The following is a 23158-nucleotide window of genomic DNA, read 5'->3' as shown; positions in this document are numbered from 1 at the left end:
GCGCGTTCGGGTCAGCCGGCGGTGAGGCCGGCGGCGACGGTACGGATCGAGTCGCGCAGGTCGGGCGCCGACGGCGCATCGGCCGGATCGACCAGCCACAGGCCGACCACCCCGACGAGCAGCGCCTGGTAGAAGGCACCGACCCGCAGCGCGGCCGCCTCGTCCGCGGTCTCGGTACCGAAGATGGCGGCGAGTTCGAGCCGCGCCTGCCGGGTCGCCTCGGCGTAGCTGTGCCGCAGCTCGGGGGTGCGCTGCAGGTGCGCGATCAGTTCGAACTGCACCGCCCACAGCGGTCGGCTGTCGGCCAGCGAGGCGAGCACCCCGGCCCAGGCCTGCTCGAACCGCGCGGCCCCACCCGTCCCGCCGGCTTCGCCGACGGTGGCGAGGGAGGCGGCGAGGCGGTCGCCCCACTCCTCGATCGCGCGTTGCAACGCGGCGTCGAGCAGCGCCTCCTTCGATCCGTAGTGGTACCCGATCGCGGCGAGGCTGACGCCGGCCGCGGTGGCGATGTCGCGGGCGGTTGTGCGCGCGTAGCCCTTCTCGTACAGGCACTGTGTGGCGCCGTCGAGCAGCGCGTCCCGGTTTCCCATGCCGAGAGCATAGCAACTGTGTCAGACAAACGTCTTGCACAATCGTCTTACTCGACTGTATGGTTTCGGCATCGAACACCTCGACCTGCCAAGGAGCCCCCGATGACCCAGCGCAGCGTTCTCGTCTCCGGAGCCGGCGTCGCCGGCCTGACCCTCGCGTACTGGCTGCGCCGCCACGGCTGGGCGACCACCGTGGTCGAGCGGGCCGCCGAGCCCCGCACCGGCGGGTACAAGATCGACATCCGCGGTGCGGCGCTCGACGTGGTCGACCGGATGGGCCTGCTCCCGCAGTTGCGGGAGCTGACCACCGACGTGCGGGCCGGCGCCATCGTCGACGGCCGCGGCCGCAAGGTGGCGAGCATGGGCGGCGACACGTTCGGCGGCCGGCAGGGCCCGGACACCGAGGTCCGCCGCGGTGACCTGCTCCGCCTGCTCGCCGACACCGTCGGCGTCGACTGCCGGTACGGCGACGCCATCGCCACGCTGACCCAGGACGACGACGGCGTCGACGTGGCGTTCGAGAGCGGTGGCACCGGCCGGTACGACGTGGTCGTCGGCGCGGACGGGCTGCACTCGGCGACCCGCCGGCTCGCCTTCGGCCCGGAGGACCGGTACGTGCGGCCGATGGGTTATCAGATCTGCGTCTACCGGGTGCCGGACACGCTCGGGCTCGACCGGGAGGAGCTGACCTACGTCGCGCCGGGCCGCACCGCGCTCGCCTACCGCACCGCGCACGACTCCGGCGCGACCGCGATGTTCCTGTTCGAGGGCGGCTCGGTCGGCCGGCCGACGATCGAGGAGCAGCACCGGCTGCTCACCGAGACGTACGCGGGTGACGGGTGGCAGGTGCCGGCACTGCTCGCCGCCGCGGCCGACGCGCCGGACTTCTACTTCGACACCATGGCGCAGGTGCACGCCGACCACTGGTCGGCCGGCCGGGTCGTGCTGGTCGGCGACGCCGGGTACGCCGCGTCCCCCGCGTCGGGCCAGGGCACCAGCGTGGCGCTGGTCGGCGGGTACGTGCTCGCGCAGGAGCTCGCCGCGGCCCCGGACCACCGCACCGCCTTCGAGCGGTACGAGCGGCGGATGCGGCCGTTCGTCGACGCCAACCAGAAGCTGGGCCCGGCGAACGTGCGCCGGATGGTGCTGCACTCCGACCGGCAGGTCCGGATGTCGATGCGGATGCTCGGCCTGCTCGGCCGGCTGCCCGGGCACGACCGGCTGTTCGCCGCGGCGGTCGCGTCGATCCACCGCGCCGCCACCGCGATCACCCTCGACGACGACCCGACGCCCGCCGCCACGGCGACGGCCCGCTGAGCCGAACGGCGAGCCCGACCGGGGGCATGGTCAGGTACGTACCTGGCGGGCAGCGGCTCGACCGCGGCGATCGGCCGACGGTACGTGGATGGCGAGCAGCGACGGGCGGAGCGGGCGGGCGACGCGGACCAGCGCGACACCGCGGACCAGCGCGACACAGCGGGCCGGCGACGGGCGGCGCGGGTCAGCGCGGGTCAGCGGCGGCGACGGTGGTACGCGTAGCCGACGCTGATGGCGAGCGCCGCGGCCATCGGCAGCGCGTACCGGGCGGCGCGACGGCCGGTGCGGAAGTCGTGCACCTCCCAGCCGCGCTCGCGGGCCAGCCGGCGCAGCGACGAGTCGGGGTTGATCGCGACGGCGCCGCCGGCGGCGGTGAGCATCGGCAGGTCGTTGATCGAGTCGCTGTAGGCGACGCAGCGGTCCAGGTCGAGGCCCTCCCGCTCGGCCAGCGCCCGGATCGCCTCCGCCTTCGCGGGGCCGTGCAGGATCTCGCCGACCAGCCGCCCGGTGTACACCCCCTCGCGGGTCTCGGCCACGGTGCCGAGCGCGCCGGACAGCCCGAGGCGGCGGGCCAGCAACCGGGCCAGCTCCACCGGCGCCGCAGTGACCAGGTAGACCCGCTGGCCGGCGTTCAGGTGCAGCTGGGCGAACGCCTTGGTCCCGGACCAGATCCGGACCGCGAGCAGCTCGTCGTAGATCCGTTCGCCGTGGGTCACGATCTCGTCGACCCGCCGGCCGGCGACGAACGCCAGCGCGCTGTCCCGTGCGCTGGCGATGTCCTCGGTGTCCTCGGTGCTGCTGGCCCGGAACTTCAGCTGCTTCCAGGCGAAGCCGAGCAGGTCGCGGGTGGTGAAGTAGTCGTGCGCGGCGAGGCCACGGGCGAACCAGAAGATCGATGCGCCGCGCAGCAGCGTGTTGTCCACGTCGAAGAACGCCGCCGCGGTCGGATCCGGCGCGGCGGCACGCCGCGGGGCGTCGGGCGCCTCGTCGAGCGTGGCCACCGCACCCGGTTCGGCCGGCTCGGCCATCGATGCGTGCGCGGCGCTGGCCGCACCGGCGACCCTCGCACGCGCGGACAGCCGTTGCCGACGACGCCGTAGTCGGGCAAACACGTCCACCCTCCGAGCGTATCGGCCGTGACCGCTCCCGGTCAGAGCAGACCGCCGAGGATCTTGCCGATCGTCCCGAGAAGGCCACCGTTGCCCGAATCGCTGGTCGACGGGCTCGGCGCCGGCGATCCGCTCTCGCTCGACGACGGCCGGGCCGATCCGGACGGTGTACCGGAGGTGCTCGGTGTCGGCGAGGCGCTGGCCTTCCCGCTCGGGCTCGTGCCGGTCGGCGACTGGCCGGGGCCGCGGCCGGACCCCTGCCCGGTACCGGACGGGCCCGGCTTCGCGCCGGGCAGCGCGGCGCAGCTCTGCGGTACCGGTCCGAGCGAGTCCTGCTTCACCGACTTGCCGGTGGTGCACAGCAGCAGCCGGCGCAGCTCGGTGGACCGCTGCTTGACCTGGTCGATCAGCTCGAGCGACTGCTGCGCCCGGTGGTGCGACGGGCCGGTCAGCCGGCCGGTCAGCCGGGCCACCACCGGCCGCTGGGCGGCGGTGAACGAGTCGACCCGGTCCAGCTCGGTCGCGCTGCGGTCGTGTACCGCGGTGGAGTCGAGCAGCGCGACGCCCTGCCGGGTCTCCCGGTCCATGTCGCCGAGCACCTTGGACAGCTGCGCCGGGTCGTCGCTGACCGAACCGGCCTCGCCGGACCGGGTCCGGGCGAACTGCAGGTAGAGCTGGCCGGAGTTGCTGTCCGAGCCGGCCAGCGCGATCTGCGCCCGCTCGGTGGACCGCTTCACGTTGTACAGCGCGTCGCCCGGCACCGCGGAGGTGCTGGCGGCGGCCACGCCGGAGATGCCCAGCGCGCCGGCGACCACGCCGCCGATGACGATCAGCCGTACCTTCGGCCGCCGGTTCGGCGGCACCGCGTGCCGGGTGGGCCGGGGCGTACCGTGCGTGCGCACGCTGATGTCGGTGTCCGGCTCGGCGTCGGCACGGGCGGCCCCGATGCCGTGGATGGCGGCGTCGGCGAGCAGCCGGCGGCGGATGTCCGCCTTGGCGTCCGGATCCATCCGGTGGCTGCGTTCGAACGTACTGGCCTGCGCGGAAACTTCTCGGCCCACCCGCACCAGAAGTGCGAGTGTGTCGTCCGCGTCGCGAGTATGGTGAGCAGCACGGGCCTGGTGGTGTCCGGCCTGTTGTTCGGCGTTGTCGTGCTCGGGCAGGTCGTCCGCCACGAGCTGCGCGAAGCGTTCGGTCCGCCGGCGCAGGAACAGTTTCATCGCCGCGCGCACCTCCTTCCGTCTCGCGGCACGCCGAGCCACCGGCGACGCCGGTCGGCCAGGCAGCCTTGGGTGCGTTGTCGCACACCGTCGACCCCGTCTGGACCAACGCGTACTGCCGGGACCGGGTTACGCCCGGCCATCCTGACATGCCACGAGTCAGGGAAGAAGCCCCGTCCCGGTGTCAACAGCCGCAACCGCCACCGTCCCTACACATAGCGGACGGTGGCGACACGGCGACGCGCGGACACCAGGCGTTCAGGGTGTGAAGCCTTCCGGGAGCAGCCGGGCCAGCGAGCGCACCGCTCGGTACTGCAGGGCCTTGATCGCGCCCTCGTTCTTGCCCATCGTCTGGGCGGTCTCGGCCACCGAGAACCCCTGCAGGAACCGCAGCACGATGCACTCCTGCTGTTCCGGGTTGAGCCGCTTGACCGCCTCCAGCAGCGTCTGGTTGGTGAGCTTGTCGACGACCGCCGCCTCCGGGCTGCCCTCCGGGCCGCGCTCCGGACTGTCCGCGTCGAGGACCTCGGCGGTGGACACCTCCAGCCGGTACCGGCCGGACTTGAAGTGGTCGGCGACCAGGTTGCGGGCGATGGTGACGAGCCAGGCGCCCAGGTCACGGCCCTGCCAGGTGAAGCTGCCGATGCGGCGCAGCGCCCGCAGGAACGTCTCGGAGGTGAGGTCCTCGGCGAGTTGCCGGGTGCTCACCCGGAAGTAGATGAACCGGAACACGGTGTCCACGTACCGGTCGTAGATGAGGCCGAACGCCTCGGTGTCGCCGGCTTGGGCCCGCTGTACCAGCCGCCAGACGTCGGTGGCCGACTCGGGGACCTGGTCCGGGCGGGTCGGCTCCGGTGTCGGTGTCGGCGTGGCCGGTTCGACCCGGGTGATCGACTGGGTGGGCGTGTCGTCACCGCTGCGTTGCCGGGTGTGTGGCCGCGGCTGCGGCTTGGTCCGGGTGGCGGCGCGCAGCGCCTGCCCGGCCCGGGCCGCGAGGGAACTGCCCTTGGTCTCGGCCCGGTCCGCGACGAGAGTGCGTAAGGCGTGCAGTCCGCCGACGGGGTCCGGGCCGTCGAACGGCGCGGACATGCTGGCCGCGCTCACCGATGCCACCCTTCGTGGCGACGCGCACCGTATCGATGCGCGCGGCCAGGCGTTATGGGGTAACAGAGCGGTGCTTCGACGGGCACTTGCGGCCTCCTCGGGCGAGGGGTGTCGGTTCCCAAGGCTCAGTGTTGGACGGCCAAGTGATGATAAGGCCGGACATCACACTGATGTGTGTACTCGACTACTACGAGCAACAGTGTGTCGGGGTCCCTACCGCCAGTGACGGACATCCTGTCCGTCTGCGCGAAACGAATTTTGTCGTGAGCAAGTTTCACTTCGCACCTTGTCGGCCGAGCGTGCCGAACACTGTCCTGCCGCACCCGGAAACGATACTCGGCATCGTGCGTCGGGGTGTGTCCCGCCGCAACGGGTATGCCAGACTCGGTGGCCGTGTCGCAGGACATCCGGAACATCGCCGATCTCGTACCGCGGGCCGCTCGGGCACGGCCCGACCACGTCGCGCTGCGGCTGGGTGACACCGCGCTGACCTGGGCGGCGTTGGCCGACCGGGTCGGCGCCGTCGCCGCCGCGCTGCTGACCCGGGCGCTCACGCCCGGCGACCGCATCGTCATCGCCCTGCCGAACGGGATCGACTGGGTCGTCGGATACTTCGCCGCGATGCGCGCCGATCTGGTGCCGGTGCCGGTCAACCCCGGCTACACCGAACCCGAACTCACCCGGCTGCTGGTCGACTGCGGCGCCCGGATCCTGCTCGGTACCCCGGCCGTGCACGACGCCACCGCCGGCGTCGAGGTGCCGCACCGGTTCGTGGCCGGTGGCGCGCACCGGCTGGCCGAGCCGTACGAGGAGCTGGCCAGGACGGACGGCGCGGGGGTCGCGCCGAGCCGGGGCGGCGAGGACCTGGCGGTGCTGCTGTACACCTCGGGCACGTCCGGCAGCCCGCGGGCGGCGATGCTCAGCCACCGTGCGCTGCTCGCCAACGGCGCGCAGATGGGGCGGCTCGACCCGGCTCCGGTCGGCGTGGACGACGTGGTGCTGCTGGCGCTGCCGCTGTTCCACGCGTTCGGGCTCGGCCCCGGGCTGCACGAGGTCGCCCGCTACGGCGCGACCGGCGTGCTGGTGCCGCGGTTCGACGCCGAGGCCACCCTGGCCGAGATCGAGCGGTACGGCGTGACGACGGTGCTCGGGGTGCCGGCGATGTTCGCCAGCTGGGTCGCGCACGGCGAGCTGGCCGCACCGCTGCGCTCGGTCCGGCTCGCCGTGTCCGGCGCCGCGCCGCTGCCGCCCGCACCCCGCACGGCGTTGCAGGACAACGGCATCACCCTGCACGAGGGGTACGGGCTGACCGAGGCGGCGCCGGTGGTCACCAGCAGCCTGGCCGCGCCGACGGCGAAGCCGGGCTCGGTCGGCCGGCCGCTGCCCGGCATCGAGCTGCGGCTGGTCGGCGCGGACGGGGAGCCGCTGACCGAGGCCGAGTCGGAGGCGGACGAGAACGCCAGCCCCGGTACCGATCCGGGCGAGGTCGTGGTGCGCGGCGACAACCTGTTCTCCGGATACTGGCCGAACGGCGCCGACGGGCCCGACCCGGACGGCTGGTGGCGCACCGGCGACATCGGCTACCTGGACGCCGACGGCGACCTGTTCCTGATCGACCGGGTGGACGAGCTGATCGTGGTGTCCGGCTTCAACGTGTACCCGCGGGAGGTGGAGGCGGTGCTCGCCGCACACCCGGCGGTACGGGAGGCCGCGGTGGTCGGCGTGCCGCACCCGCTGACCGGCCAGGCGGTGCGCGGGTACGTGGTGCCCGAGCCCGGCGTGGCGGCCACCGAGGAGGAGCTCATCGCGTACTGCCACGGCAGCCTGGCGCACTTCAAGTGCCCGGTCGCGGTGGACATCGTGGCCCGGCTGCCGCACTCGGCCACCGGCAAGGTACGCAAGGCGGAGCTGCCGCACGGCGTGACCCGGACCCCGTGACTCGGGCCGGCGGCCCGGACCTGTGCCCGGACCCCGTGACCCGGGCCGGGTGGCCCGGACCCCGTGACCCGGGCCGCATGCGTGGCCGGCCCGGGTGGCTGGGATCGGGTGACGTGGGCGCCGGGTGGCGGTGACCCGGGGCCGGAGTGCCGTTCGGGCGGCGGCGATACTGGCCGGGTGGACGACCGGTTGACGTTGCTGACCAGGCAGGACTGTCATCTGTGCGCGGCGGCGCGGGAGGCGATGGCGCGGGTCGCGGCCACCGCCGGCGTGGGCTGGCGGGAGATCGACGTGGCGACCGACGAGGAGCTCGACCGCGAGTACGGGGACCGGCTGCCGGTGATCCTGTTGGACGGCAAGGAACACGGGTACTGGCGGGTCGAGGAAGCGCGGCTGCTGCGCGACCTGGCCCGCTGAGCCGCCCGCCGCGCGCACCTCGGCCGCCGTACCGACCTTCGGCCGTCGCGCCGTGCTTTGGCCGTCGCGCCGTGCTTTGGCCGTCGCGCCGTGCTTTGGCCGTCGCGCCGTGCTTCGGTGGCCGTACCGTGCTTCGGCCGTCGTGCCGGGTGGCGGTGGGTGCTGTGACGCGGATCGGTTCCGTGGCCGCGGACTGGTTCGCCCGGCCACGTCGGATCTAGGGTCGGCGTCATGCATCTGGTGTGGGACTGGAACGGCACGCTGCTGAACGACTTCGACCTGACCGTCGATGCGACCAACGCGGCGTTCGCGACCTGCGGTGACGGCCCGTTCCCGGCCGAGGAGCTGCGCCGCCGGTACCGCCGGCCGATCGCCGACTACTACGCCGACGTGCTGGGGCGTGCCGTCGACGCGGACGAGTTCGCCCGGTTGGACAAGATCTTCCACGACACGTACCACACCCGGTTGGCCGAGTGCCGGCTCGCGGCCGGGGCCGAGGCCGCGATCGCCGGCTGGCCGGGGACCCAGTCGCTGCTGTCGATGTGGTTCCACGAACGGCTGGTGCCGTTCGTCGACACGTTCGGGCTGTCCGACCGGTTCGCCCGGGTCGACGGGCTGCGGGCTGTGACCGGCGGTGGCGCCAAGGCCGACCACCTGGTCCGGCATCTCGCGGCGTTGGGGCTCGTCGGTACCGACTGCACCCTGATCGGGGACACGGTGGACGACGCGGCTGCGGCGGCGGCGGTCGGTGCCCGCTGCGTGCTGGTGACCGGCGGCTTCACCGATCCGGACCGGCTCGCCGAGGCCGGTGTCCCGGTCGCCACGTCACTGCCGGCGGCGGTACACCTGGCCGCGTCCCGGTACGCCGACTGACCGCGCCAAACCGCCCAGCGCGGCGTCCGCTGATCGCGCTCCGGGCCGTCCGGCGCGGCGTCGAATGACCGTGCGCCCAACGGTCCAGCGCGGCGGTCGGCTGACCGCGCGCCAAACCGTCCCGTGCGGCGTCGCTGGTCGCACCGCGGGACGTCCACAGTGGATGGTCGGGGGGCAGCAAGACGGGGCGGGAGCCATCCGACGAACTCCCGCCCCGCCCGGGCGCCAGTGGCGCCCCGAATCGAGCCTTGCCGGTCCCGCCGGGCCGGCGCGGTGCCGGCCCGGCAGACCTTCTACTTGAAGGAGACCTGAACGGTCAGGTTGCCGTTCTTGGCCTGCTTGGTGACCGTAATCTGGGTACCGCTGCCGGCGACCTTCACCGAACCCTGCGGGTTCTGCGGGTCGTAGTAGCGGTCGACGTTGCTGTCGTCGAACGTCTTCGCCGCCTTCTGGGCCGGCAGCGACAGCGTGGCGCCACCCGCGTGGTGCAGGTTCAGCGCCGGCGTCTTGCTCGTCCCGAAGGTGGCGTCCCACGGCTGGATCCGGTTGCTGACGGCCTTGCCGTCGGACCAGAACAGCGCGCCCGGGTGCGCGTCGACCGGCAGCACCAGCCCACCACCGGGGTGGGTGCTGGTGTTGTTGTCCTCGTACGCGTAGTTGACGTACCAGATCAACAGGCCCTTCTGGTACGGGAAGTGCTCCACCCAGTCGGCCTTGGTGTCGCCGAACCCGAAGTTGTACGGGCCGGTCCGCAGCGTGTCGTCGTAGTCGACGTACTGCCGGTTCTCCGCGATGTAGAACCGCGCCTTCTGCTCCGACGTGCTGCCGGTCATCCGGCTGAAGCCGTCCGCGGTCCACGCCGGGTCGGCCGACTCGACGTCGTCGGTCCACGCGGTCGCCCCGTCGACGGTCAGCGCCAGGTCGTCCAGGAACGCGCCGGCGTAGTGCACGCCGCCGTCGGTCTTGTACTGCCAGTGGAACAGCACCTTCTGGCCCGCGTACGCCGACAGGTCGTAGCTGACGTCGGTCCACGCGTTGTTCGACGAACCGGTGATGCCGTCGCCGTTCAGCGAGGTCCAGTGCGTGCCACCGTCGGTGGACACCTCGGCGAGCAGGAAGTCGTACCCCTCCTCGATGTCGTACCACGCCTTGGTGGAGATGCTGGCGCTGCTGGCGCCGGTCAGGTCGAGCTCCCGGGTCAGCGACGAGGACAGGTTGTCCGCGGCGCCGCCCCACCACTCGTACGAGCCGGAGGCCGGCGTGTTGTAGTCGTGCGTGATGGTCTGCTCCGGCAGCGTGACCACCAGGGCCTGCGGGTTCTTGCCCTGCCGGGCCGCCGCGCCGAGCGTCACCTTGGTCTTCGCACCCTGGTACGGCACGACCGCGTAGTCGAGCCAACCCAGCTGGTACTTGTCCCAGGCGTTCATGTAGCCGGGGGTGGTGCCGATCGAGTCGAAGCCCTTGCCCAGCCAGGAACCGGACGACATCAGCGTCCAGAACCCGGTGCTGTTGTCGCCGCCGGCGGTGTCGTACTCGTCCGGCAGGCCGAGGTCGTGGCCGAACTCGTGGCAGAACACGCCGAGGCCGCCGTTCTCCGGCTCGGTGGTGTAGTCGCCCACCCAGTACGGCGCGTCGCCGACCTGGGTGCCGCCCAGCAGGTTGCCGTCGGGGCCGGTCTTGCCCTGGTCGGTGGAGTACGCGTACCAGCGGTGCGACCAGACCGCGTCGGCGCCCTGCGGGCCGCCGCCGGCCTCTTCGCCCTCACCGGCGTGCACGATCTCGATGTGGTCGAGGTAGCCGTCCGGCTCGTCGAAGTTGCCGTCGCCGTCGTAGTCGTACCGGTCCCACTTGTCGAACCGGGACAGGTAGCTGGCGATCTCCTCGTCCGTGGCGCCCTGCTGCTTCTCCGCCGCGTACCAGGCGTTCACCGAGTCGCGGACCAGGTTCCAGTAGCCGTCGGTCTCGGGGATCTCGTTGCTGCCGTACCGCGCCTCGTTGTACGGCACGGTCACCCAGCCGGAGACGTCCCCGCTGACGCTGAACTTGCCGCTGGACTGGTGCTCGTAGAAGTCCTTGAACGAGTCCTTCTTGCCGAAGAACATGTCCTTGTAGTGCTGGGTGTCGAAGTTCGGCACCCAGTAGGTCGAGTTGTCGTCGGTGGAGTCGCCGTTCCAGTTGCGGTCCGGCTGCTTGATCTGGCCGTTGGCCGGCCCGGGCGTGCCACCGGTACGCGGGTCGGTCTGGTCGCCGAAGCTGACCAGGACGGTGAAGATCTCGTCGGTGCGCGTGCTCGACGTCTCGACGTACTGGTTCTTGCCGTCGGCGCGCTTGCCCATCTTGACGACGTCGGACTTGCCGACCCGCTTCGGCGTGATGGTGCCCTGGGCCTGCTTCTTCGCCGCCTGCTGCATCAGCTCGCGGCGCTTGTCCGACAACGGGCTGGGCAGATCGTCCTCGGCGTGTGCCCGAGCCGGCTGGACCTTGCTCGTCGTCTTGGTCGCGGGATGGCCGTCGCTCGGCGCGGCACCGGCCGCGGAGCCGATCGTACCGACGGCGAGCAGCCCCGCTGCGGCGCCGGCGATCACACCGGCGGTTAGTCTCCGCACGCGTTCCTCCTCTGTGTCCTTCCGGCGAACTGGGGATGCCGGATGGCGTGCCCTTGGGATCGGAGGGCACGGTGCCGCCCACCCTGGCACAAGGAAGATCCCGCTTCAGGAATGGAAATCCTGTTATGACCTGCTCTTAAGGGATGCTTAAGTTCCGAGGTGGGTGCGCGACCGTCCGCGGTCGATGACTCTTTTGCGCTGCTTGCGTTGTCGGTCCGTTAAGCGCCCTGTGCGGCGCCGGCAGGTCGCACATCGAGGGCCGTTGCCGGCGGCACGGTCAGTCGCGGAGCGTCCCGGTCGCTCGCTGTCCACAGGGGTACCGGTTGTGCACAGATCGGCGCGCGCCGGTCGCCGGCCCGCAGCCGTCCGGCTAGGGTCGTGTCGGGGCTGGCCCCCCGGGTGGGTGGGGTGACTGAAGAACCACTCACTACCGCGCCGATGCCTTGCGGCACGGGCAACTCGACTCCCGATCGGTCAGGAGAAGAGTTCGAAGGGTTCGTCGATCTCCTTGCCGGCCAGCACGTCCGGCAGCAGGCTGGGCAGCCGGCCGGGATAGAACCGTTCGGTGCTGCCGACGATCTCGTCGACCGGCAGCCAGCGGAAGTCGACGTAGTCCTCGACCTCGTGCTGCTCGCGGTCCTGCTCGTCGATGTCCGGGGCCACCGCATCCAGCGTCGCGACCGCGACGACCTCGTGCTGCACCCGCCGCTTGCCGCGCATCCGGAACGACGAGGTGCGCCGCCAGTTCGCCGGGCCGACCTGCGTCGGGCCGATCCGTAGGCCGGTCTCCTCGCGCAGTTCCCGGACCGCGGCGTCGACGTAGGTCTCGCCGGGCTCGATGCCGCCGCCGGGCAGCTCCCACCAGTACCCGAGTTCCGGCATGGTCAGCTCCCGGGTGTGGAACAGCAGTACCGCGCCGGTGGCGTCGCGCACGATCAGCCGGACCACGTCGCGTTCCAGTACCGGCAGGTCGTCGGGTAGCTCGATCATCCGGCCATTACACCGCGTCCGGGCGCTCCCCGGCGTACCGGCGCGGTGCGGCGCCGGTCACGCCACGCCACGCCGCGGAGGACGGTGCGGTGCCGGCCACGCCGGCAGCGGAGGGACGGCGGGGTGCCGGCCAGGTCCGACCGCGGACCGGCGGTGACGGTCAGCTGCGAGGCGGTGGTCGGCGCCGCCGGTCGCGCCGGGTCGGGGTGGCGCCGCGTCATGCCGGCCGGACGACGCCGCCTCACGCCGGGTCGGGCGACGCGGCCTCACCCCGGGCTGCGGGCGAACAGGGCGGAGACGGTGCTGCGGGCCTGGTACAGGTAGTGCCGGGCCAGCTCGTAGCGCAGTCGGCGCGGGGAGAACCCGTGGAAGACGACCACGTGGTCGAGCCGGTGCACGCCGGGCCGGTCGGCGAACCCGCGCGCCGCGTCCCGGATCGCGACCAGCTGCTCGACGCTCAGTTCCAGCCGGTGCTCGTGCGGCTGCCAGGTCGCACCGAGCGGGTAGTCGCGCCGCGGCCGGTCGGTCATCTCGACGTGCGTACCGAGCACGGCGGTGACCGGCCGTTGCTCGGTCAGCGCGACCATCCGGTCCAGGCTGCCGAGAAACGCCGGATAGTCCTCGACGTACAGCCGGCCCGGGTAGACGGTGTCGCCGGTCAGCAGCCAGCCGGTGTGCGGGTCGTACAGGGTGATCGCGGCCCGGTGGTGGCCGGGAGTGTGCACCACGTGCAGCAGCCGGTCGCCGAGGTCGAGGTCGGCCGCCGCGTAGGGCTCGTCGGCCAGCCCGAACTGCGCGCGGACCGCGTCGAGGTCGGTACCGACGACGGTCGTGTCGGGCCGGTCGGCGAACTGCGCGTCGGCCGCGACGTGGTCGCCGTGCGCGTGGCTGTGCGCCACGATCAGCCGGTACCCGGGCCGGTCCGGCAGCAGCTCGTCGACGGTGGCGCGCAACGGGAAGCTGTCCGCCTCGGCGGTGGCGCCGGTGTCCAGCAGCAGCGCGGCGTCCGTGCCGCGGAGCAGGTAGAGGAACGGCGCCTCGTACGACAGGTCCTTGCTCTGCCGCAGCACGAAGGTGTGCTCGTCGTGCCGGTGCACCTGGATCGGCGGGTCGGTGCGGCGTCGCTTGGCCGGCGCGCCGTGAATCCATCGAGGAAACTCGATGTCGGTCGGCATCGGCCCAGCTTAGATGTCCGGGCTGGTCGGCGGGGGGTCGAGCCAGAGCAGTTCGACGTCGTACACCAGGGACAGCCGCCGCGCGATCCGTTCCGCGCTGGCCGCCGAATGCACCGCGCCGCGGCCGAACCCGATCGCGGTGTCGGCGGTCTGCAGCCCCCAGTACCGCAGCGACGGCTCGCCGTCGTCGTCGGAGTACGTGCAGATCGCGAACCGGCGCGGCAGCGCGCCACCGGTCAGTGCGGCCAGGTCGATGGTGTCGTGCTCGGCGTCGTACGCCGTCGTCTCGTCGGTCATGCCGTCGACATTGCCGGCTGGAATCGACGCACGGTAGTGCTCTAGCCTCTACACGTGAACATGTACCGGTTCTAACGGCACGGGTGGGAGCAGCCGTGATGACGAGCGTCGCCACGCAGACCGACGAATGCGGCGACGCCGCGCACCGGCTGTACGCGGCCGAGCTGCGGCGCTGGCGGCAGGAGCGCGGCGTCACGCAGGAACGGCTCGCCGCGCTGACGCACTACTCGGCGGCGCTGGTCGGCATGGTGGAGAAGCTGCAGCGCAACCCCACCCGCGAGTTCACGTCCCGGTGCGACGACGTGTTGCGTACCGGAGGTGCGCTGGCCCGGCTGTTGCCGCTGCTCGCCGCCGAGTCGTACCCGTCGTGGTTCCGCCCGTTCGTCGAGATGGAGGCCGAGGCCACCGCCATCCAGGAGTTCGAGGTACAGGTGATCGCCGGCCTGTTGCAGACCGAGGACTACGCCCGGGCGGTGCTCAACTCGTGGCCGCCGAAGTCAGCGGAGGAGATCGAGCGCCGGCTCGCCGCTCGCCTCGACCGGCAGCGGATCCTGGATCGGGCCGACCCGCCGCTGCTTTCCTTCGTCCTGGACGAGAGCGTGTTGCGCCGCCCGATGGGCCCCGCGTCGATGATGGCCGCCCAACTCACCCACCTCATCGAGACGGCTGCCCGCCCCAACATCCAACTCCAGATCCTCACCTTCAGCCACGCTCGACTCGCTCCAACGGATGGGTCGTTCACGTTGATGGAACTGCCCGAGCGGGAACGCTACGTCTACGTCGACAATCCAGCGAATGCACGGCTGATCCCAGAGTCGGAGACCGTGGAATACTACGCACGCGGATTCCGGGCCGCGCAGTGTCAGGCGCTTCCGATCGAGGACTCGATAGAGCTCATTGATCGGGTGAGGAGAGACTTCCATGACCGCTCATGAAGCAATGGCCTTGACCTGGTTCAAGAGTTCTCGCAGCGGTGGCTCGGGTGGCCAGTGCGTCGAGGTCGCCGGCAACGGAGCAGCCTGGTACATCCGGGACAGCAAGAACCCCACAAACGGAATGTTGTCCGTCGGTCCGGCGGCGTGGCGCGCGTTCGTCGATGCGGTACGGGCGGATCTGCGATGACACCGTTGCGCTGGTTCAAGAGCAGTTGGTCCGGCGGGCAGGGCGGTCAGTGCGTCGAGGTTGCCGGTGGCGGGGCGGCCTGGTACGTGCGGGACAGCAAGAACCCCACAGGCGGGATGTTGTCCGTCGCGCCGGAAGCGTGGCGCGCGTTCCTCGACGTGGTGCCGAGCCTGTCGCGCTGAGCGTCAGTCCGGGTCGCCGCCGGCCGGGATCGGGATCCACCGGTGCGACCAGGCGACGACCGCGTCGATCACCGGAGCGAGGTCGCGGCCCATCTCGGTCAGGTGGTACTCGACCCGCACCGGCGTGCCGGTGTCGACCTGCCGGGTGAGCAGCCCGTCCGCCTCCATCGCGCGCAGCCGCTGGGCGAGCATGGTGTCCGAGACGCCGGGCACCGCCGCCTTGATCTCGTGGTACCGGTGCGCGTCGGTGAACACGGCGCGCAGGATCGCGCCGGTCCAGCGGGCACCGATCAGCTCGATCGCCGCGTGGAACCGGGTGCAGACGGGCCGCGTCACGGCTCAGCCCTGCCCGGTCCGCAGGGTGCGCAGCGCGCCGGTCAGGCGGACCAGCTCGTCCAGCATCGCCTTCGCCGCGCCGGTCATGACCTCGTTCGGCGCGATCGTGCGCTCGGCGGTCAGGAAGTTGGCGACGAACGGGATCTGCACCGCCTCGGGCACCGGGAACATCTTCACGGTCGTCACCACCTGCTTGATCATCTGGGCGGCCCGGGTGCCGGCCGACACGCCACCGTAGCTGACCAGGCCGACCGGCTTGTAGGACCACTCGTGGTGCAGGTAGTCGATCGCGTTCTTGAGCGCCGCGTTGTAGCCGTAGTTGTACTCGGGCATCACGAAGACGAACGCGTCCGCCTCGTCGATCTTGGCGCTCCAGTCCTTGGTGTGCTGGTGCACGTAGCGCCGCAGCCGCGGGTGCTCCGGCTCGTTCGCCATCGGCAGGTCGACCTCGGCCAGGTCGACCAGCTCGATCTCGTCGAAACCGCCGTGCGACCGGGCTTCCTGCTCGATCCACTGGGCGACCGGCAGCCCGACCCGGCCCGGCCGGACACTGCCGACGATGATCTCCAGCTTCGCCATCTGCGCCTCTCCCTGTACGGCCGGCGGCGGCGCCGCTCGACCCGCTCGCGGTCGGCGACGCGCTCCGCGCCGCCCGCCACGAAGCTACAGAATCCTGAGCAACTCAGCAAACCAAAGTGACCAGTTGCACCGCGTCCGGCTGCCCGCCCGGAGGCAGCAGACCGTTCGGTCGCCGGCCGAGGGCGGCGAACCGTTGAGCAGCCGTCCGGAGGCGGCGGGCCCTGGGCAGGGGCCCGGGGAGTGCGGCGTTCAGCAGGCGCCGGGGCCACCGAAGCGGAACGACGTCCCCGTCGTACCGCCGTGGTCGTAGTAGGCCGGGTTCGTGTCGGCGACCGAGAGCTGGGCCGGGGCCGAGCCGTTGTCCAGCGCGAAGCCGCCGATCGTGGTCGACCCGGCCGCGTCGCCGAACGTACCGTTGCCCATGTCGGTGCACGGCGCCGCGCTCGACGAGGCCACCTCACCGAACGCCTGCACCAGCCCGGCCCGGGTGTACCCGTTGCCCCACAAGGCATCCGGGAAGTAGCCGACCTCGGTCCCGTTGTACCAGGTCTGCCACTGACCGGCGGCGTGCACGATCTCGTACCGGCCGGTGGCGCCCGGCGTGACCGGATCACCGGCGCGCACCGTGGTCGAGGTCGGGACGAAGCCGCAGCCGTTGTAGCAGGACTCCTGCCGGTCGACCCAGTGGTAGACGAACAGGTGCGGTCCGGTGTCGCCGTTGTTCACCGCGCGGTCGACGGTCCAGCCGATCTCGACGATCTGCTGGCCGTCCGCGGACTGCAGCGCCAGCTCGGCCAGCGAGTGGTAGTCCGCGGTCGCGAGCGCCGGCGCTGCCTGGTCGATCGTCACCGTGGCCCCGTCGGTGGCCACCGACTGCCGGCCGTACACGTAGGTGAAGGTGTCCGCGGCCGGCGCCGCACGGCGCGGGGACCGTCCGGGCAGCGCGATGCCGGGCGCGAGCGAGCGCGCCGGCGGGACGGGACGTGCGGTGACGGTCGTCGCGGCAGGCTGGCCGGCGGCCGGTAGCGCGGCGGCGGGTCCGGCGACGATGCCGAGCAGCGCGGCGGCCACCGACGGCAGGACGGTACGGATACGCATCGGGTCCTCCGTGGCATGAGGGGTGAAGACCTCAAACTACGCGTATCGCGCGAACGCTCTCCAGTATGGCGAAAAACCTCGGGGCCGGGTTCCGGGGCTCAGCGCAGCAGCCGCACGATCTCCGGATCGGCCAGCACCCGTACGCACCAGGCGAAGTGACCGTCGCGGCCGAGCGGGTCGTACAGGTTCGAGCCGACCAGCGCGTACCAGGCGCGGTAGAGCAGCAGCAGGTCCCGGTCGTGGCCGAAGCGCCGGCACACCGCGGCGGTCAGCGCCTCGGTGTGTTCGCGGGCGCGCGGCGAGTACATGTCGAAGAACGCCGGGAAGCTCGCCGCGTCGAACGCCGGATCGCCCCGGGTGGTCAGCAGCCCCCAGTCGAGCAGCGCCGACACCCGGCCGTCCGGGCCGACCAGCACGTTCGGCAGGCACAGGTCGCCGTGCAGCAGGCCATCCGGCCGGGCCGGCAGCGTCGTGAGCCGTCGGTACGTCCCGGCGAGCAGCCGGTCGAATCCCGGTACCGCGGGGCGCAGCTGACCACCGAACCGGGAGACGCGCCGGGCCAGCACCGCCCCGAGCACCTCGCCCCACGCCGCGCCCGGCCACCACGGCGAGGTGGCCTCCCCGAGTACCGGCAGGGCGGTCACCGCCGGCCCGGCCGGCACCGCGGCCAGCGCCGCCAGGATCTCCAGCACCAGCTCGTACGCGGCGGGCACCGGCACCGTGCCGCGCGCCAGCAGCTCGGACAGCGGCACCCCGGTCAGCCGGCGCTCGACGCTGACGGTACGGCCGGCGACCCGCTCGATCCGCTCGATCCGCGGCGTCGCGAACGGCAGCCCGGCCGCCGCCACCTCCGCGTACGCCGCCGCCAACGGTTCGAGCGGCCGGCCGTCGTGCCACACCTTCGCGACCAGCTCGTCGCCCAGCCGGTACACGACGCCCTCGGTCCCGGCCCCGATCCGCTCGGCGCCCGGGAACCCCAGCGCGGCCAGCCGGTCCGGCCAACCGTCCACTGTGCCTCCACAAAGGACGGTGGCCGGTGCGTCACCGCACCGGCCACCGTCGGGTCGAACCGTCGGGGTCAGTCCTCGTCGGACTTGCCGGCGGCGAGGCCGGCCGAGATCAGGTCCATCACCGAGGAGTCCTGCAGCGTCGTCACGTCGCCCATCGTGCGGTTCTCCGCGACGTCACGCAGCAGCCGACGCATGATCTTGCCGGACCGGGTCTTCGGCAGGTCGGCCACCATCAGGATCTGCCGCGGCTTGGCGATCGGCGAGATCTCCTTGGCCACGTGGTTGCGCAGCTCGGCGGCGAGCTCGGCGCCCTGCGCCTCCTCCGCCGGTACCGAACCGCGCAGGATCACGAACGCCACGACGGCCTGGCCGGTGGTCTCGTCGGTGGCGCCGACGACCGCCGACTCGGCCACCTTCGGATGGCTGACCAGCGCCGACTCGATCTCGGTGGTGGACAGCCGGTGACCGGCCACGTTCATCACGTCGTCCACCCGGCCGAGCAGCCAGAGGTCGCCGTCCTCGTCCTTCTTCGCACCGTCACCGGCGAAGTAGACACCGGGGAAGCGGGAGAAGTACGTGTCGAGGTAGCGCTGGTCGTCGCCCCAGATGGTGCGCAGCATGCCCGGCCACGGCTCGGTCAGCACCAGGTAACCACCCTGGCCGTTGCCGACCGGCTTGCCCGCGTCGTCCACGACGTCCGCGGAGATGCCCGGAATGGCGGTCATCGCCGAGCCCGGCTTGCCGGCGGTCACGCCGGGCAGCGGGCTGATCATGTGGCCGCCGGTCTCGGTCTGCCACCAGGTGTCGACCACCGGGGTCTTGTCGTGCCCGATGTTGTGCCGGTACCAGATGTAGGCCTCCGGGTTGATCGGCTCGCCGACGCTGCCGAGCACCCGCAGGGTGGACAGGTCGTACCGGGCCGGGACCTCGGCGCCCCACTTCATGAACATCCGGATCGTGGTCGGCGCCGTGTAGAGGATCGACACCTTGTACTTGTCGATGATCTCCCACCAGCGACCCTGGTGCGGCGTGTCCGGGGTGCCCTCGTACATCACCGAGGTCGCGCCGTTGATCAGCGGCCCGTACACGATGTAGGAGTGGCCGGTGACCCAGCCGATGTCGGCCGCCGTCCAGAAGATGTCCTGCTCCGGCTTGAGGTCGAAGACGGCCCAGTGCGTCCAGGCGCACTGGGTCAGGTAGCCACCGGTGGTGTGCAGGATGCCCTTCGGCTTCCCGGTCGTCCCCGAGGTGTACATGACGTACAGCGGGTGCTCGGCGTCGAACGCCTCCGGGGTGTGCGTGGTCGGCTGGCGGTCGACCACCTCGTGCCACCACAGGTCCTTGTCGGTCCAGGCGACGTCCTGGCCGGTGCGCCGGACCACCAGCACGTTGCGCACGTCCGGGCAGTCGGCGACGGCCTCGTCCACCGCCGGCTTCAGCGCCGCCTGGTTGCCCCGCCGGTACTGGCCGTCGACGGTGATCACGATGCGGGCGTCGCAGTCCTGGATCCGGTCGCGCAGTGCGGCCGCGGAGAAGCCGCCGAACACCACGGTGTGCGGCGCGCCGAGCCGGGCACACGCCAGCATCGCGACGACCGTCTCCGGGATCATCGGCATGTAGATGGCGACCCGGTCACCGGTCCGCACGCCCAGCTCGACCAGCGCGTTCGCCGCCTGCGACACCATCTTCTGCAGGTCGGCGTAGGTGATCGTGCGGGTGTCGCCCGGCTCGCCCTCCCAGTAGTAGGCGACCCGGTCGCCGTGGCCGGCCTCGACGTGCCGGTCGACCGCGTTGTACGCGGCGTTCAGCTTGCCGCCGACGAACCACTTGGCGAACGGCGCCTTCGACCAGTCGAGCACCTGGTCCCACTTGCGCTCCCAGGTGAGGCACTGCTCGGCGGCGTCGGCCCAGAAGCCGAGCCGGTCGTCCGCGGCACGCTGGTACACGTCCGCCTTGACGTTGGCGTTCGCGGCGAGCTCGGCCGGCGGGTCGAACCTGCGCGTTTCGTGCAACAGGTTGGACAGGGCGCCGCCTTCCGGCCCGGTGCCCTCGGTAGATGTCTCGGTCATCAGCGCGACTCCCTCTCCGACGTGCCGTTCCAGCGAGGATCTTCGAACGTTCCAGCACGATCGCGGTCGGCGCCTGCCGAGCAGGCGACGCCATCGTGTTGGCACCTCTTTATTGGTCAACTTAGTGCGACGCGGCACACATGGCGAGGGCCGGGTGTCGCGAACCGCTGTCAAAGCTTGATCATTATCGTAGGGTTCCGTTCACGAACTTGCACCGCTGGTGCATAACCTGCGCACAGCCGCGCTCGGCGGCACGCCCCCGGTCGGTACGCTGGCAAGCCATGACCGTGTTGAACCGGCTGCTCGACCTCCCCGACGTGGCCGCCGCCCTGGACTCGGCCCGCGACGCCGTCGACGAGGTGCTCGGCCAGCGCAGCCTCCGCCGTACCGGTGGCCCCCTCGCCGCCGAGGTCTCGCTGCGCTGCGCGCACGCCTCCGCCGCGTTGGAAGGCGCCGCGGCCGATCTCGCCGAGGTACGCGCCGGGACGGTCACCGATCCGGTGGTGCAGGGCGCGCTGCGGGTCGCCGAGGCGCTGCCGGGCCTCGCCGACACGTACGGCCGGGCGCCCGGGCAGGCGCTCGCCCGGCTGCACCTGCTCGCGGCCCGCGGCACCGTCCCGGACGACCAGCTCGGCCGACCCGACCTCGCCGCGAGCGCCACGGCCCGGTTCGGTGGGCTGCTCGGCCTGATCGCCGACCCGGACCCGGGTCCCGGCCTGCTGCACGCCGCGGTGGTGCACGCCGAACTGCTCGCGCTGGCGCCGTTCCCGGGCCCGAACGGGGTGGTCGCGCGCGCCGCCGCCCGGCTCACGCTCCTCTCCCGCGGGGTCGACCCGCGGGCCCTGATCGCCGTCGACGCCGGCCACCTGGACCGGGCCCCGGAGTACCAGGGCGCCGCCAACGCGTACGCCGCCGGCACCGAGGACGGCGTCCGTTCCTGGCTGCGCCACTACACCGAGGCGGTACGGCTCGGTGCCGCGCAGACCGCCGCCCTGGAAGCCGCCCGTACCGCTTGACCGCCGGGGTCGGCCGCCTCGTGCCGGCTGACCGTCCGGTGACCGGGATCGGGCCGGTGCCTGTCGTCGAACACGCGGCGGGCGGCGACCGGATGGCCGCCGCCCGCCGCGCTGGTTCCGGTTACCGCTGCGCGGCGCCGGCCTGGGCCCGCAGCTGGGCGACCCGGCGCTGCACGGCCGCCACGTACCGGATCGTGAACACGATCGGGATCACGAAGCTCGCCACCTGGACGAGCACCACCGCGGTGCTGCCGGCCTGCACCGCCCCGCAGATCGCCAGCGCGGCCGAGCCGAGCGTGAACGCGATCGACCAGACCAGTGTGATGACCACGTTGGTGCGGATGAACAGCGGCTGGTGCCAGACCTCGCGCGGGGTGTCGAGCTTGGCGATGCCCAGCGTGAACGGCTGCCGGATCGCCAGCGAGAACCACGAGATGACCGCGAGCCAGCCGTTCGACACCGCCGGCAGGTACGGGTGCAGCGCCGTGTGCGGGTCGGCGAACGCCAGGACGGTCGCGGCGGCGAAGAAGACCACCGAGCCGAGTTCGATGATCATCGACGCGACCGGCCGGCGGCGGGCGATCGACCAGGCCAGCGTCGCGGCGGTGAGCACCAGCGCGACCAGCGCGCCCCACTGCCACTGCGACGACGGGATCACCGCGTAGACGATCCACGGGGCGAAAGCAAGCACGTACGACATGGCAGGCTCCTCGGGCACTTCGCTGCTGACATGTCAAAACTAGAAGGTGCTCTAGCGACATGTCAAGTCTGGAAGGTAAGGTGTGGGGCATGAGTCTTCGTCATGCGCTGCTGGGTCTGCTGGTCGAACACCCCGCCAGCGGGTACGACCTGCTGAAACGGTTCGAGGGGTCGCTCGCCAACGTCTGGCCGGCGTCCCAGAGCCAGATCTACACCGAGCTGACCAAGCTGGCCGCCGACGAGTTGATCACCGTGTCCGACACCGGCCCGCGCGGCCGCAAGGAGTACGCGCTGACCGACGCCGGCCGGGTCGAACTCCGGCACTGGCTCGTCGACAGCAAGCCGGCCAGGCCCGCCCGCAACCCGGCGCTGCTGCGCGTGTTCTTCCTCGGCGTGCTCGACCGGGACCAACGCGTCGCGGTGCTGGACGAGATGCTCGACCACGCCAAGCGCGACCAGGCGGCGATGGAGCACCTCAGCCGGTCGATCGACTGGGACGACAGCGACCTGTCCCGCTACGGCCGGATGGCCCTCGAATGGGGACTGCGGTTCAGCGCGATGCGCCGGGACTGGGCCGAGTGGGCGGCCGACCAACTCGACTGACCGACCGCCGATCGAACGACGAGGTCCCCCGCCGGCGGCGGGAACGCGGGTCGGCCGGCGTTGCTGGGATCGCGCCGGCCGACCGCGGGAGTTACTGGTTCTGGTTCTGCCCGGGCCAGAGCGGCTGGTCGGTCTGCGCCGGCGGCGGGGGCGGCGGGCTCTGCGGGTCGCGCTGGATCGGCTGCTGCGGCGCGGCACCCTGGCCCCACTGCTGCTGGGCGACGGGCTGGCCGTAGCCGGCCGGGGCACCACCCGGCTGCTGCGCCTGCGGGTAACCGGCAGGCTGGCCCTGGCCGTACTGGCCGGGAGGCATCTGGCCGGGAACCGGCTGGCCGGACATGGGCTGGCCGGGCTGCTGGTTCCAGCCGGGCTGCGGGCCGGCCGCGTTGTACGGCGCGGCCTGGGTCGGCCCGCCGGACGAGCCGCCCGCCTTGCCCTTCACCAGCGCGACGATGCCGTAGATGATCGCGATCACCGGCAGGATGAAGATCTTGAACGAGACCCAGACCGTGTCCGGATCGCCGATCAGGATGTACGCGCCGTACACGACGCCGGCGATCCCGATGAGGAGCGACAGCACGCCGCTGCCGTTGTGCTTGTTCCTCAGGTTCAGGATCCCGATGCCGAGGCAGATCAGGCCGGCGATGACGTAGAAGACCGCGATGGCCTTGAACTGGCCCTCGGTCAACGTCATCTCGGCGAGGATTGTCTGGTGACTCATGGAATGTCCCTTGAGGGGAGGGGTGTGGACGGGCGGCGCCCGAGCAGGGTCGCCTGACACTAGTCGTGTCGTGCAACCTGTGGGGCA

The 23158-nt window shown here is 71.9% G+C and carries 24 protein-coding genes; 9 read left to right on the top strand and 15 right to left on the bottom strand.

Translation table 11 applies throughout. The features are described from left to right. Positions 1-11: 11 nt before the first annotated feature. Complete coding sequence (locus NUM_RS24160; protein WP_207127214.1) at positions 12-590, bottom strand: TetR/AcrR family transcriptional regulator; 579 nt, start codon at positions 588-590, stop codon at positions 12-14. A gap of 102 nt (positions 591-692) precedes the next feature. On the opposite strand from NUM_RS24160, the gene NUM_RS24155 reads away from it, so the two are divergent. Next, entirely contained in the window at positions 693-1907 is a 1215-nt protein-coding gene (locus NUM_RS24155) for an FAD-dependent monooxygenase (protein ID WP_207127213.1), read from the top strand. A 194-nt stretch (positions 1908-2101) separates the two neighbouring features. Here the strand turns inward: NUM_RS24155 and NUM_RS24150 are convergent, their stop codons facing one another. From NUM_RS24150 to NUM_RS24140, 3 genes are all read right to left on the bottom strand, one after another. Continuing rightward, entirely contained in the window at positions 2102-2935 is an 834-nt protein-coding gene (locus NUM_RS24150) for an HAD family hydrolase (RefSeq protein ID WP_207127263.1), read from the bottom strand. Between the two features lie 122 nt (positions 2936-3057). Further along, positions 3058-4236, bottom strand: a complete 1179-nt coding sequence (locus NUM_RS24145; RefSeq protein WP_207127212.1) for a DUF5667 domain-containing protein — start codon at positions 4234-4236, stop codon at positions 3058-3060. 258 nt (positions 4237-4494) lie between these two features. Further along, positions 4495-5340: an ECF subfamily RNA polymerase sigma factor, BldN family gene (locus tag NUM_RS24140; RefSeq protein WP_308440587.1), complete on the bottom strand. Its 846-nt coding sequence runs from the start codon at positions 5338-5340 to the stop codon at positions 4495-4497. 387 nt (positions 5341-5727) lie between these two features. On the opposite strand from NUM_RS24140, the gene NUM_RS24135 reads away from it, so the two are divergent. The 3 genes from NUM_RS24135 to NUM_RS24125 all read left to right on the top strand — a co-directional run bounded on the left by NUM_RS24135 (position 5728) and on the right by NUM_RS24125 (position 8568). Next, positions 5728-7278: an AMP-binding protein gene (locus NUM_RS24135; protein ID WP_225918816.1), complete on the top strand. Its 1551-nt coding sequence runs from the start codon at positions 5728-5730 to the stop codon at positions 7276-7278. 177 nt (positions 7279-7455) lie between these two features. Next, positions 7456-7695 carry a glutaredoxin family protein gene (locus tag NUM_RS24130; RefSeq protein WP_207127210.1) on the top strand — a complete coding sequence of 80 codons (240 nt, stop codon included), beginning with the start codon at positions 7456-7458 and terminating at the stop codon, positions 7693-7695. A 231-nt stretch (positions 7696-7926) separates the two neighbouring features. After that, a complete protein-coding gene (locus NUM_RS24125) occupies positions 7927-8568 on the top strand; it encodes an HAD family hydrolase (RefSeq protein WP_207127209.1) in 642 nt (213 codons plus the stop codon). A 293-nt stretch (positions 8569-8861) separates the two neighbouring features. Here NUM_RS24125 and NUM_RS24120 read toward each other — a convergent pair whose 3' ends face one another. The 4 genes from NUM_RS24120 to NUM_RS24105 form a co-directional block, all read right to left on the bottom strand. Beyond that, positions 8862-11174: an immune inhibitor A domain-containing protein gene (locus NUM_RS24120; RefSeq protein WP_207127208.1), complete on the bottom strand. Its 2313-nt coding sequence runs from the start codon at positions 11172-11174 to the stop codon at positions 8862-8864. A 474-nt stretch (positions 11175-11648) separates the two neighbouring features. Then, complete coding sequence (locus NUM_RS24115; RefSeq protein WP_207127207.1) at positions 11649-12164, bottom strand: NUDIX hydrolase; 516 nt, start codon at positions 12162-12164, stop codon at positions 11649-11651. A 266-nt stretch (positions 12165-12430) separates the two neighbouring features. Further along, positions 12431-13339: an MBL fold metallo-hydrolase gene (locus tag NUM_RS24110; protein ID WP_207127206.1), complete on the bottom strand. Its 909-nt coding sequence runs from the start codon at positions 13337-13339 to the stop codon at positions 12431-12433. A gap of 9 nt (positions 13340-13348) precedes the next feature. Next, entirely contained in the window at positions 13349-13636 is a 288-nt protein-coding gene (locus NUM_RS24105) for a hypothetical protein (protein WP_207127205.1), read from the bottom strand. 98 nt (positions 13637-13734) lie between these two features. On the opposite strand from NUM_RS24105, the gene NUM_RS24100 reads away from it, so the two are divergent. The 3 genes from NUM_RS24100 to NUM_RS24090 are packed head-to-tail and all read left to right on the top strand — an operon-like array spanning position 13735 to position 14940. Beyond that, positions 13735-14571, top strand: a complete 837-nt coding sequence (locus tag NUM_RS24100) for a helix-turn-helix domain-containing protein (RefSeq protein WP_207127204.1) — start codon at positions 13735-13737, stop codon at positions 14569-14571. Beyond that, a complete protein-coding gene (locus NUM_RS24095; RefSeq protein ID WP_225918815.1) occupies positions 14558-14758 on the top strand; it encodes a DUF397 domain-containing protein in 201 nt (66 codons plus the stop codon). The genes NUM_RS24100 and NUM_RS24095 overlap by 14 nt, the downstream gene beginning before the upstream one ends. Beyond that, on the top strand, positions 14755-14940 hold the full coding sequence (locus NUM_RS24090) for a DUF397 domain-containing protein (RefSeq protein ID WP_207127203.1): 186 nt from the start codon (positions 14755-14757) through the stop codon (positions 14938-14940). Before NUM_RS24095 ends, NUM_RS24090 begins: the two co-directional genes overlap by 4 nt. A gap of 3 nt (positions 14941-14943) precedes the next feature. On the opposite strand, the gene NUM_RS24085 is transcribed toward NUM_RS24090, so the two are convergent. The 5 genes from NUM_RS24085 to acs all read right to left on the bottom strand — a co-directional run bounded on the left by NUM_RS24085 (position 14944) and on the right by acs (position 20032). Further along, positions 14944-15276 (bottom strand): winged helix-turn-helix transcriptional regulator, encoded by a 333-nt coding sequence (locus NUM_RS24085; protein WP_207127202.1) that lies wholly within the window; start codon positions 15274-15276, stop codon positions 14944-14946. Positions 15277-15279: 3 nt separating this feature from the next. Then, a complete protein-coding gene (locus NUM_RS24080) occupies positions 15280-15855 on the bottom strand; it encodes an NADPH-dependent FMN reductase (protein ID WP_207127201.1) in 576 nt (191 codons plus the stop codon). Positions 15856-16104: 249 nt separating this feature from the next. After that, positions 16105-16953 carry a neprosin family prolyl endopeptidase gene (locus NUM_RS24075; protein WP_207127200.1) on the bottom strand — a complete coding sequence of 283 codons (849 nt, stop codon included), beginning with the start codon at positions 16951-16953 and terminating at the stop codon, positions 16105-16107. A 98-nt stretch (positions 16954-17051) separates the two neighbouring features. Beyond that, positions 17052-17963, bottom strand: coding sequence for a phosphotransferase family protein (locus NUM_RS24070; protein WP_207127199.1), 912 nt, complete (start codon positions 17961-17963; stop codon positions 17052-17054). Between the two features lie 68 nt (positions 17964-18031). Further along, complete coding sequence (acs, locus tag NUM_RS24065; protein ID WP_207127198.1) at positions 18032-20032, bottom strand: acetate--CoA ligase; 2001 nt, start codon at positions 20030-20032, stop codon at positions 18032-18034. Positions 20033-20313: 281 nt separating this feature from the next. On the opposite strand from acs, the gene NUM_RS24060 reads away from it, so the two are divergent. Then, the gene (locus NUM_RS24060; RefSeq protein WP_207127197.1) at positions 20314-21048 is read left to right on the top strand and encodes a Fic family protein; all 735 of its coding nucleotides are present in this window, start codon (positions 20314-20316) and stop codon (positions 21046-21048) included. 121 nt (positions 21049-21169) lie between these two features. Here the strand turns inward: NUM_RS24060 and NUM_RS24055 are convergent, their stop codons facing one another. Next, a complete protein-coding gene (locus tag NUM_RS24055) occupies positions 21170-21748 on the bottom strand; it encodes a hypothetical protein (protein WP_207127196.1) in 579 nt (192 codons plus the stop codon). An 89-nt stretch (positions 21749-21837) separates the two neighbouring features. On the opposite strand from NUM_RS24055, the gene NUM_RS24050 reads away from it, so the two are divergent. Continuing rightward, on the top strand, positions 21838-22350 hold the full coding sequence (locus tag NUM_RS24050) for a PadR family transcriptional regulator (protein ID WP_207127195.1): 513 nt from the start codon (positions 21838-21840) through the stop codon (positions 22348-22350). Positions 22351-22441: 91 nt separating this feature from the next. Here the strand turns inward: NUM_RS24050 and NUM_RS24045 are convergent, their stop codons facing one another. Continuing rightward, positions 22442-23071: a hypothetical protein gene (locus NUM_RS24045; protein WP_207127194.1), complete on the bottom strand. Its 630-nt coding sequence runs from the start codon at positions 23069-23071 to the stop codon at positions 22442-22444. Positions 23072-23158 lie beyond the last annotated feature (87 nt).

The sequence above is a fragment of the Actinocatenispora comari genome, from assembly GCF_017312725.1.
Lineage (GTDB): Bacteria > Actinomycetota > Actinomycetes > Mycobacteriales > Micromonosporaceae > Actinocatenispora > Actinocatenispora comari.
The sequence above is the reverse complement of the archived record's forward strand: the minus strand, read 5'-3'. Positions and strand labels throughout refer to the sequence as shown.

Excerpts from the sequence above, each read along its gene's own strand:
- NUM_RS24160 (WP_207127214.1), bottom strand. The coding sequence starts at position 590 with ATGGGAAACCGGGACGCGCTGCTCGACGGCGCCACACAGTGCCTGTAC.
- NUM_RS24155 (WP_207127213.1), top strand. The coding sequence starts at position 693 with ATGACCCAGCGCAGCGTTCTCGTCTCCGGAGCCGGCGTCGCCGGCCTG.
- NUM_RS24150 (WP_207127263.1), bottom strand. The coding sequence starts at position 2,935 with ATGGCCGAGCCGGCCGAACCGGGTGCGGTGGCCACGCTCGACGAGGCG.
- NUM_RS24145 (WP_207127212.1), bottom strand. The coding sequence starts at position 4,236 with ATGAAACTGTTCCTGCGCCGGCGGACCGAACGCTTCGCGCAGCTCGTG.
- NUM_RS24125 (WP_207127209.1), top strand. The coding sequence starts at position 7,927 with ATGCATCTGGTGTGGGACTGGAACGGCACGCTGCTGAACGACTTCGAC.
- NUM_RS24115 (WP_207127207.1), bottom strand. The coding sequence starts at position 12,164 with ATGATCGAGCTACCCGACGACCTGCCGGTACTGGAACGCGACGTGGTC.
- NUM_RS24110 (WP_207127206.1), bottom strand. The coding sequence starts at position 13,339 with ATGCCGACCGACATCGAGTTTCCTCGATGGATTCACGGCGCGCCGGCC.
- NUM_RS24105 (WP_207127205.1), bottom strand. The coding sequence starts at position 13,636 with ATGACCGACGAGACGACGGCGTACGACGCCGAGCACGACACCATCGAC.
- NUM_RS24100 (WP_207127204.1), top strand. The coding sequence starts at position 13,735 with ATGACGAGCGTCGCCACGCAGACCGACGAATGCGGCGACGCCGCGCAC.
- NUM_RS24095 (WP_225918815.1), top strand. The coding sequence starts at position 14,558 with ATGACCGCTCATGAAGCAATGGCCTTGACCTGGTTCAAGAGTTCTCGC.
- NUM_RS24090 (WP_207127203.1), top strand. The coding sequence starts at position 14,755 with ATGACACCGTTGCGCTGGTTCAAGAGCAGTTGGTCCGGCGGGCAGGGC.
- NUM_RS24080 (WP_207127201.1), bottom strand. The coding sequence starts at position 15,855 with ATGGCGAAGCTGGAGATCATCGTCGGCAGTGTCCGGCCGGGCCGGGTC.
- NUM_RS24075 (WP_207127200.1), bottom strand. The coding sequence starts at position 16,953 with ATGCGTATCCGTACCGTCCTGCCGTCGGTGGCCGCCGCGCTGCTCGGC.
- acs (WP_207127198.1), bottom strand. The coding sequence starts at position 20,032 with ATGACCGAGACATCTACCGAGGGCACCGGGCCGGAAGGCGGCGCCCTG.
- NUM_RS24060 (WP_207127197.1), top strand. The coding sequence starts at position 20,314 with ATGACCGTGTTGAACCGGCTGCTCGACCTCCCCGACGTGGCCGCCGCC.
- NUM_RS24055 (WP_207127196.1), bottom strand. The coding sequence starts at position 21,748 with ATGTCGTACGTGCTTGCTTTCGCCCCGTGGATCGTCTACGCGGTGATC.
- NUM_RS24050 (WP_207127195.1), top strand. The coding sequence starts at position 21,838 with ATGAGTCTTCGTCATGCGCTGCTGGGTCTGCTGGTCGAACACCCCGCC.
- NUM_RS24045 (WP_207127194.1), bottom strand. The coding sequence starts at position 23,071 with ATGAGTCACCAGACAATCCTCGCCGAGATGACGTTGACCGAGGGCCAG.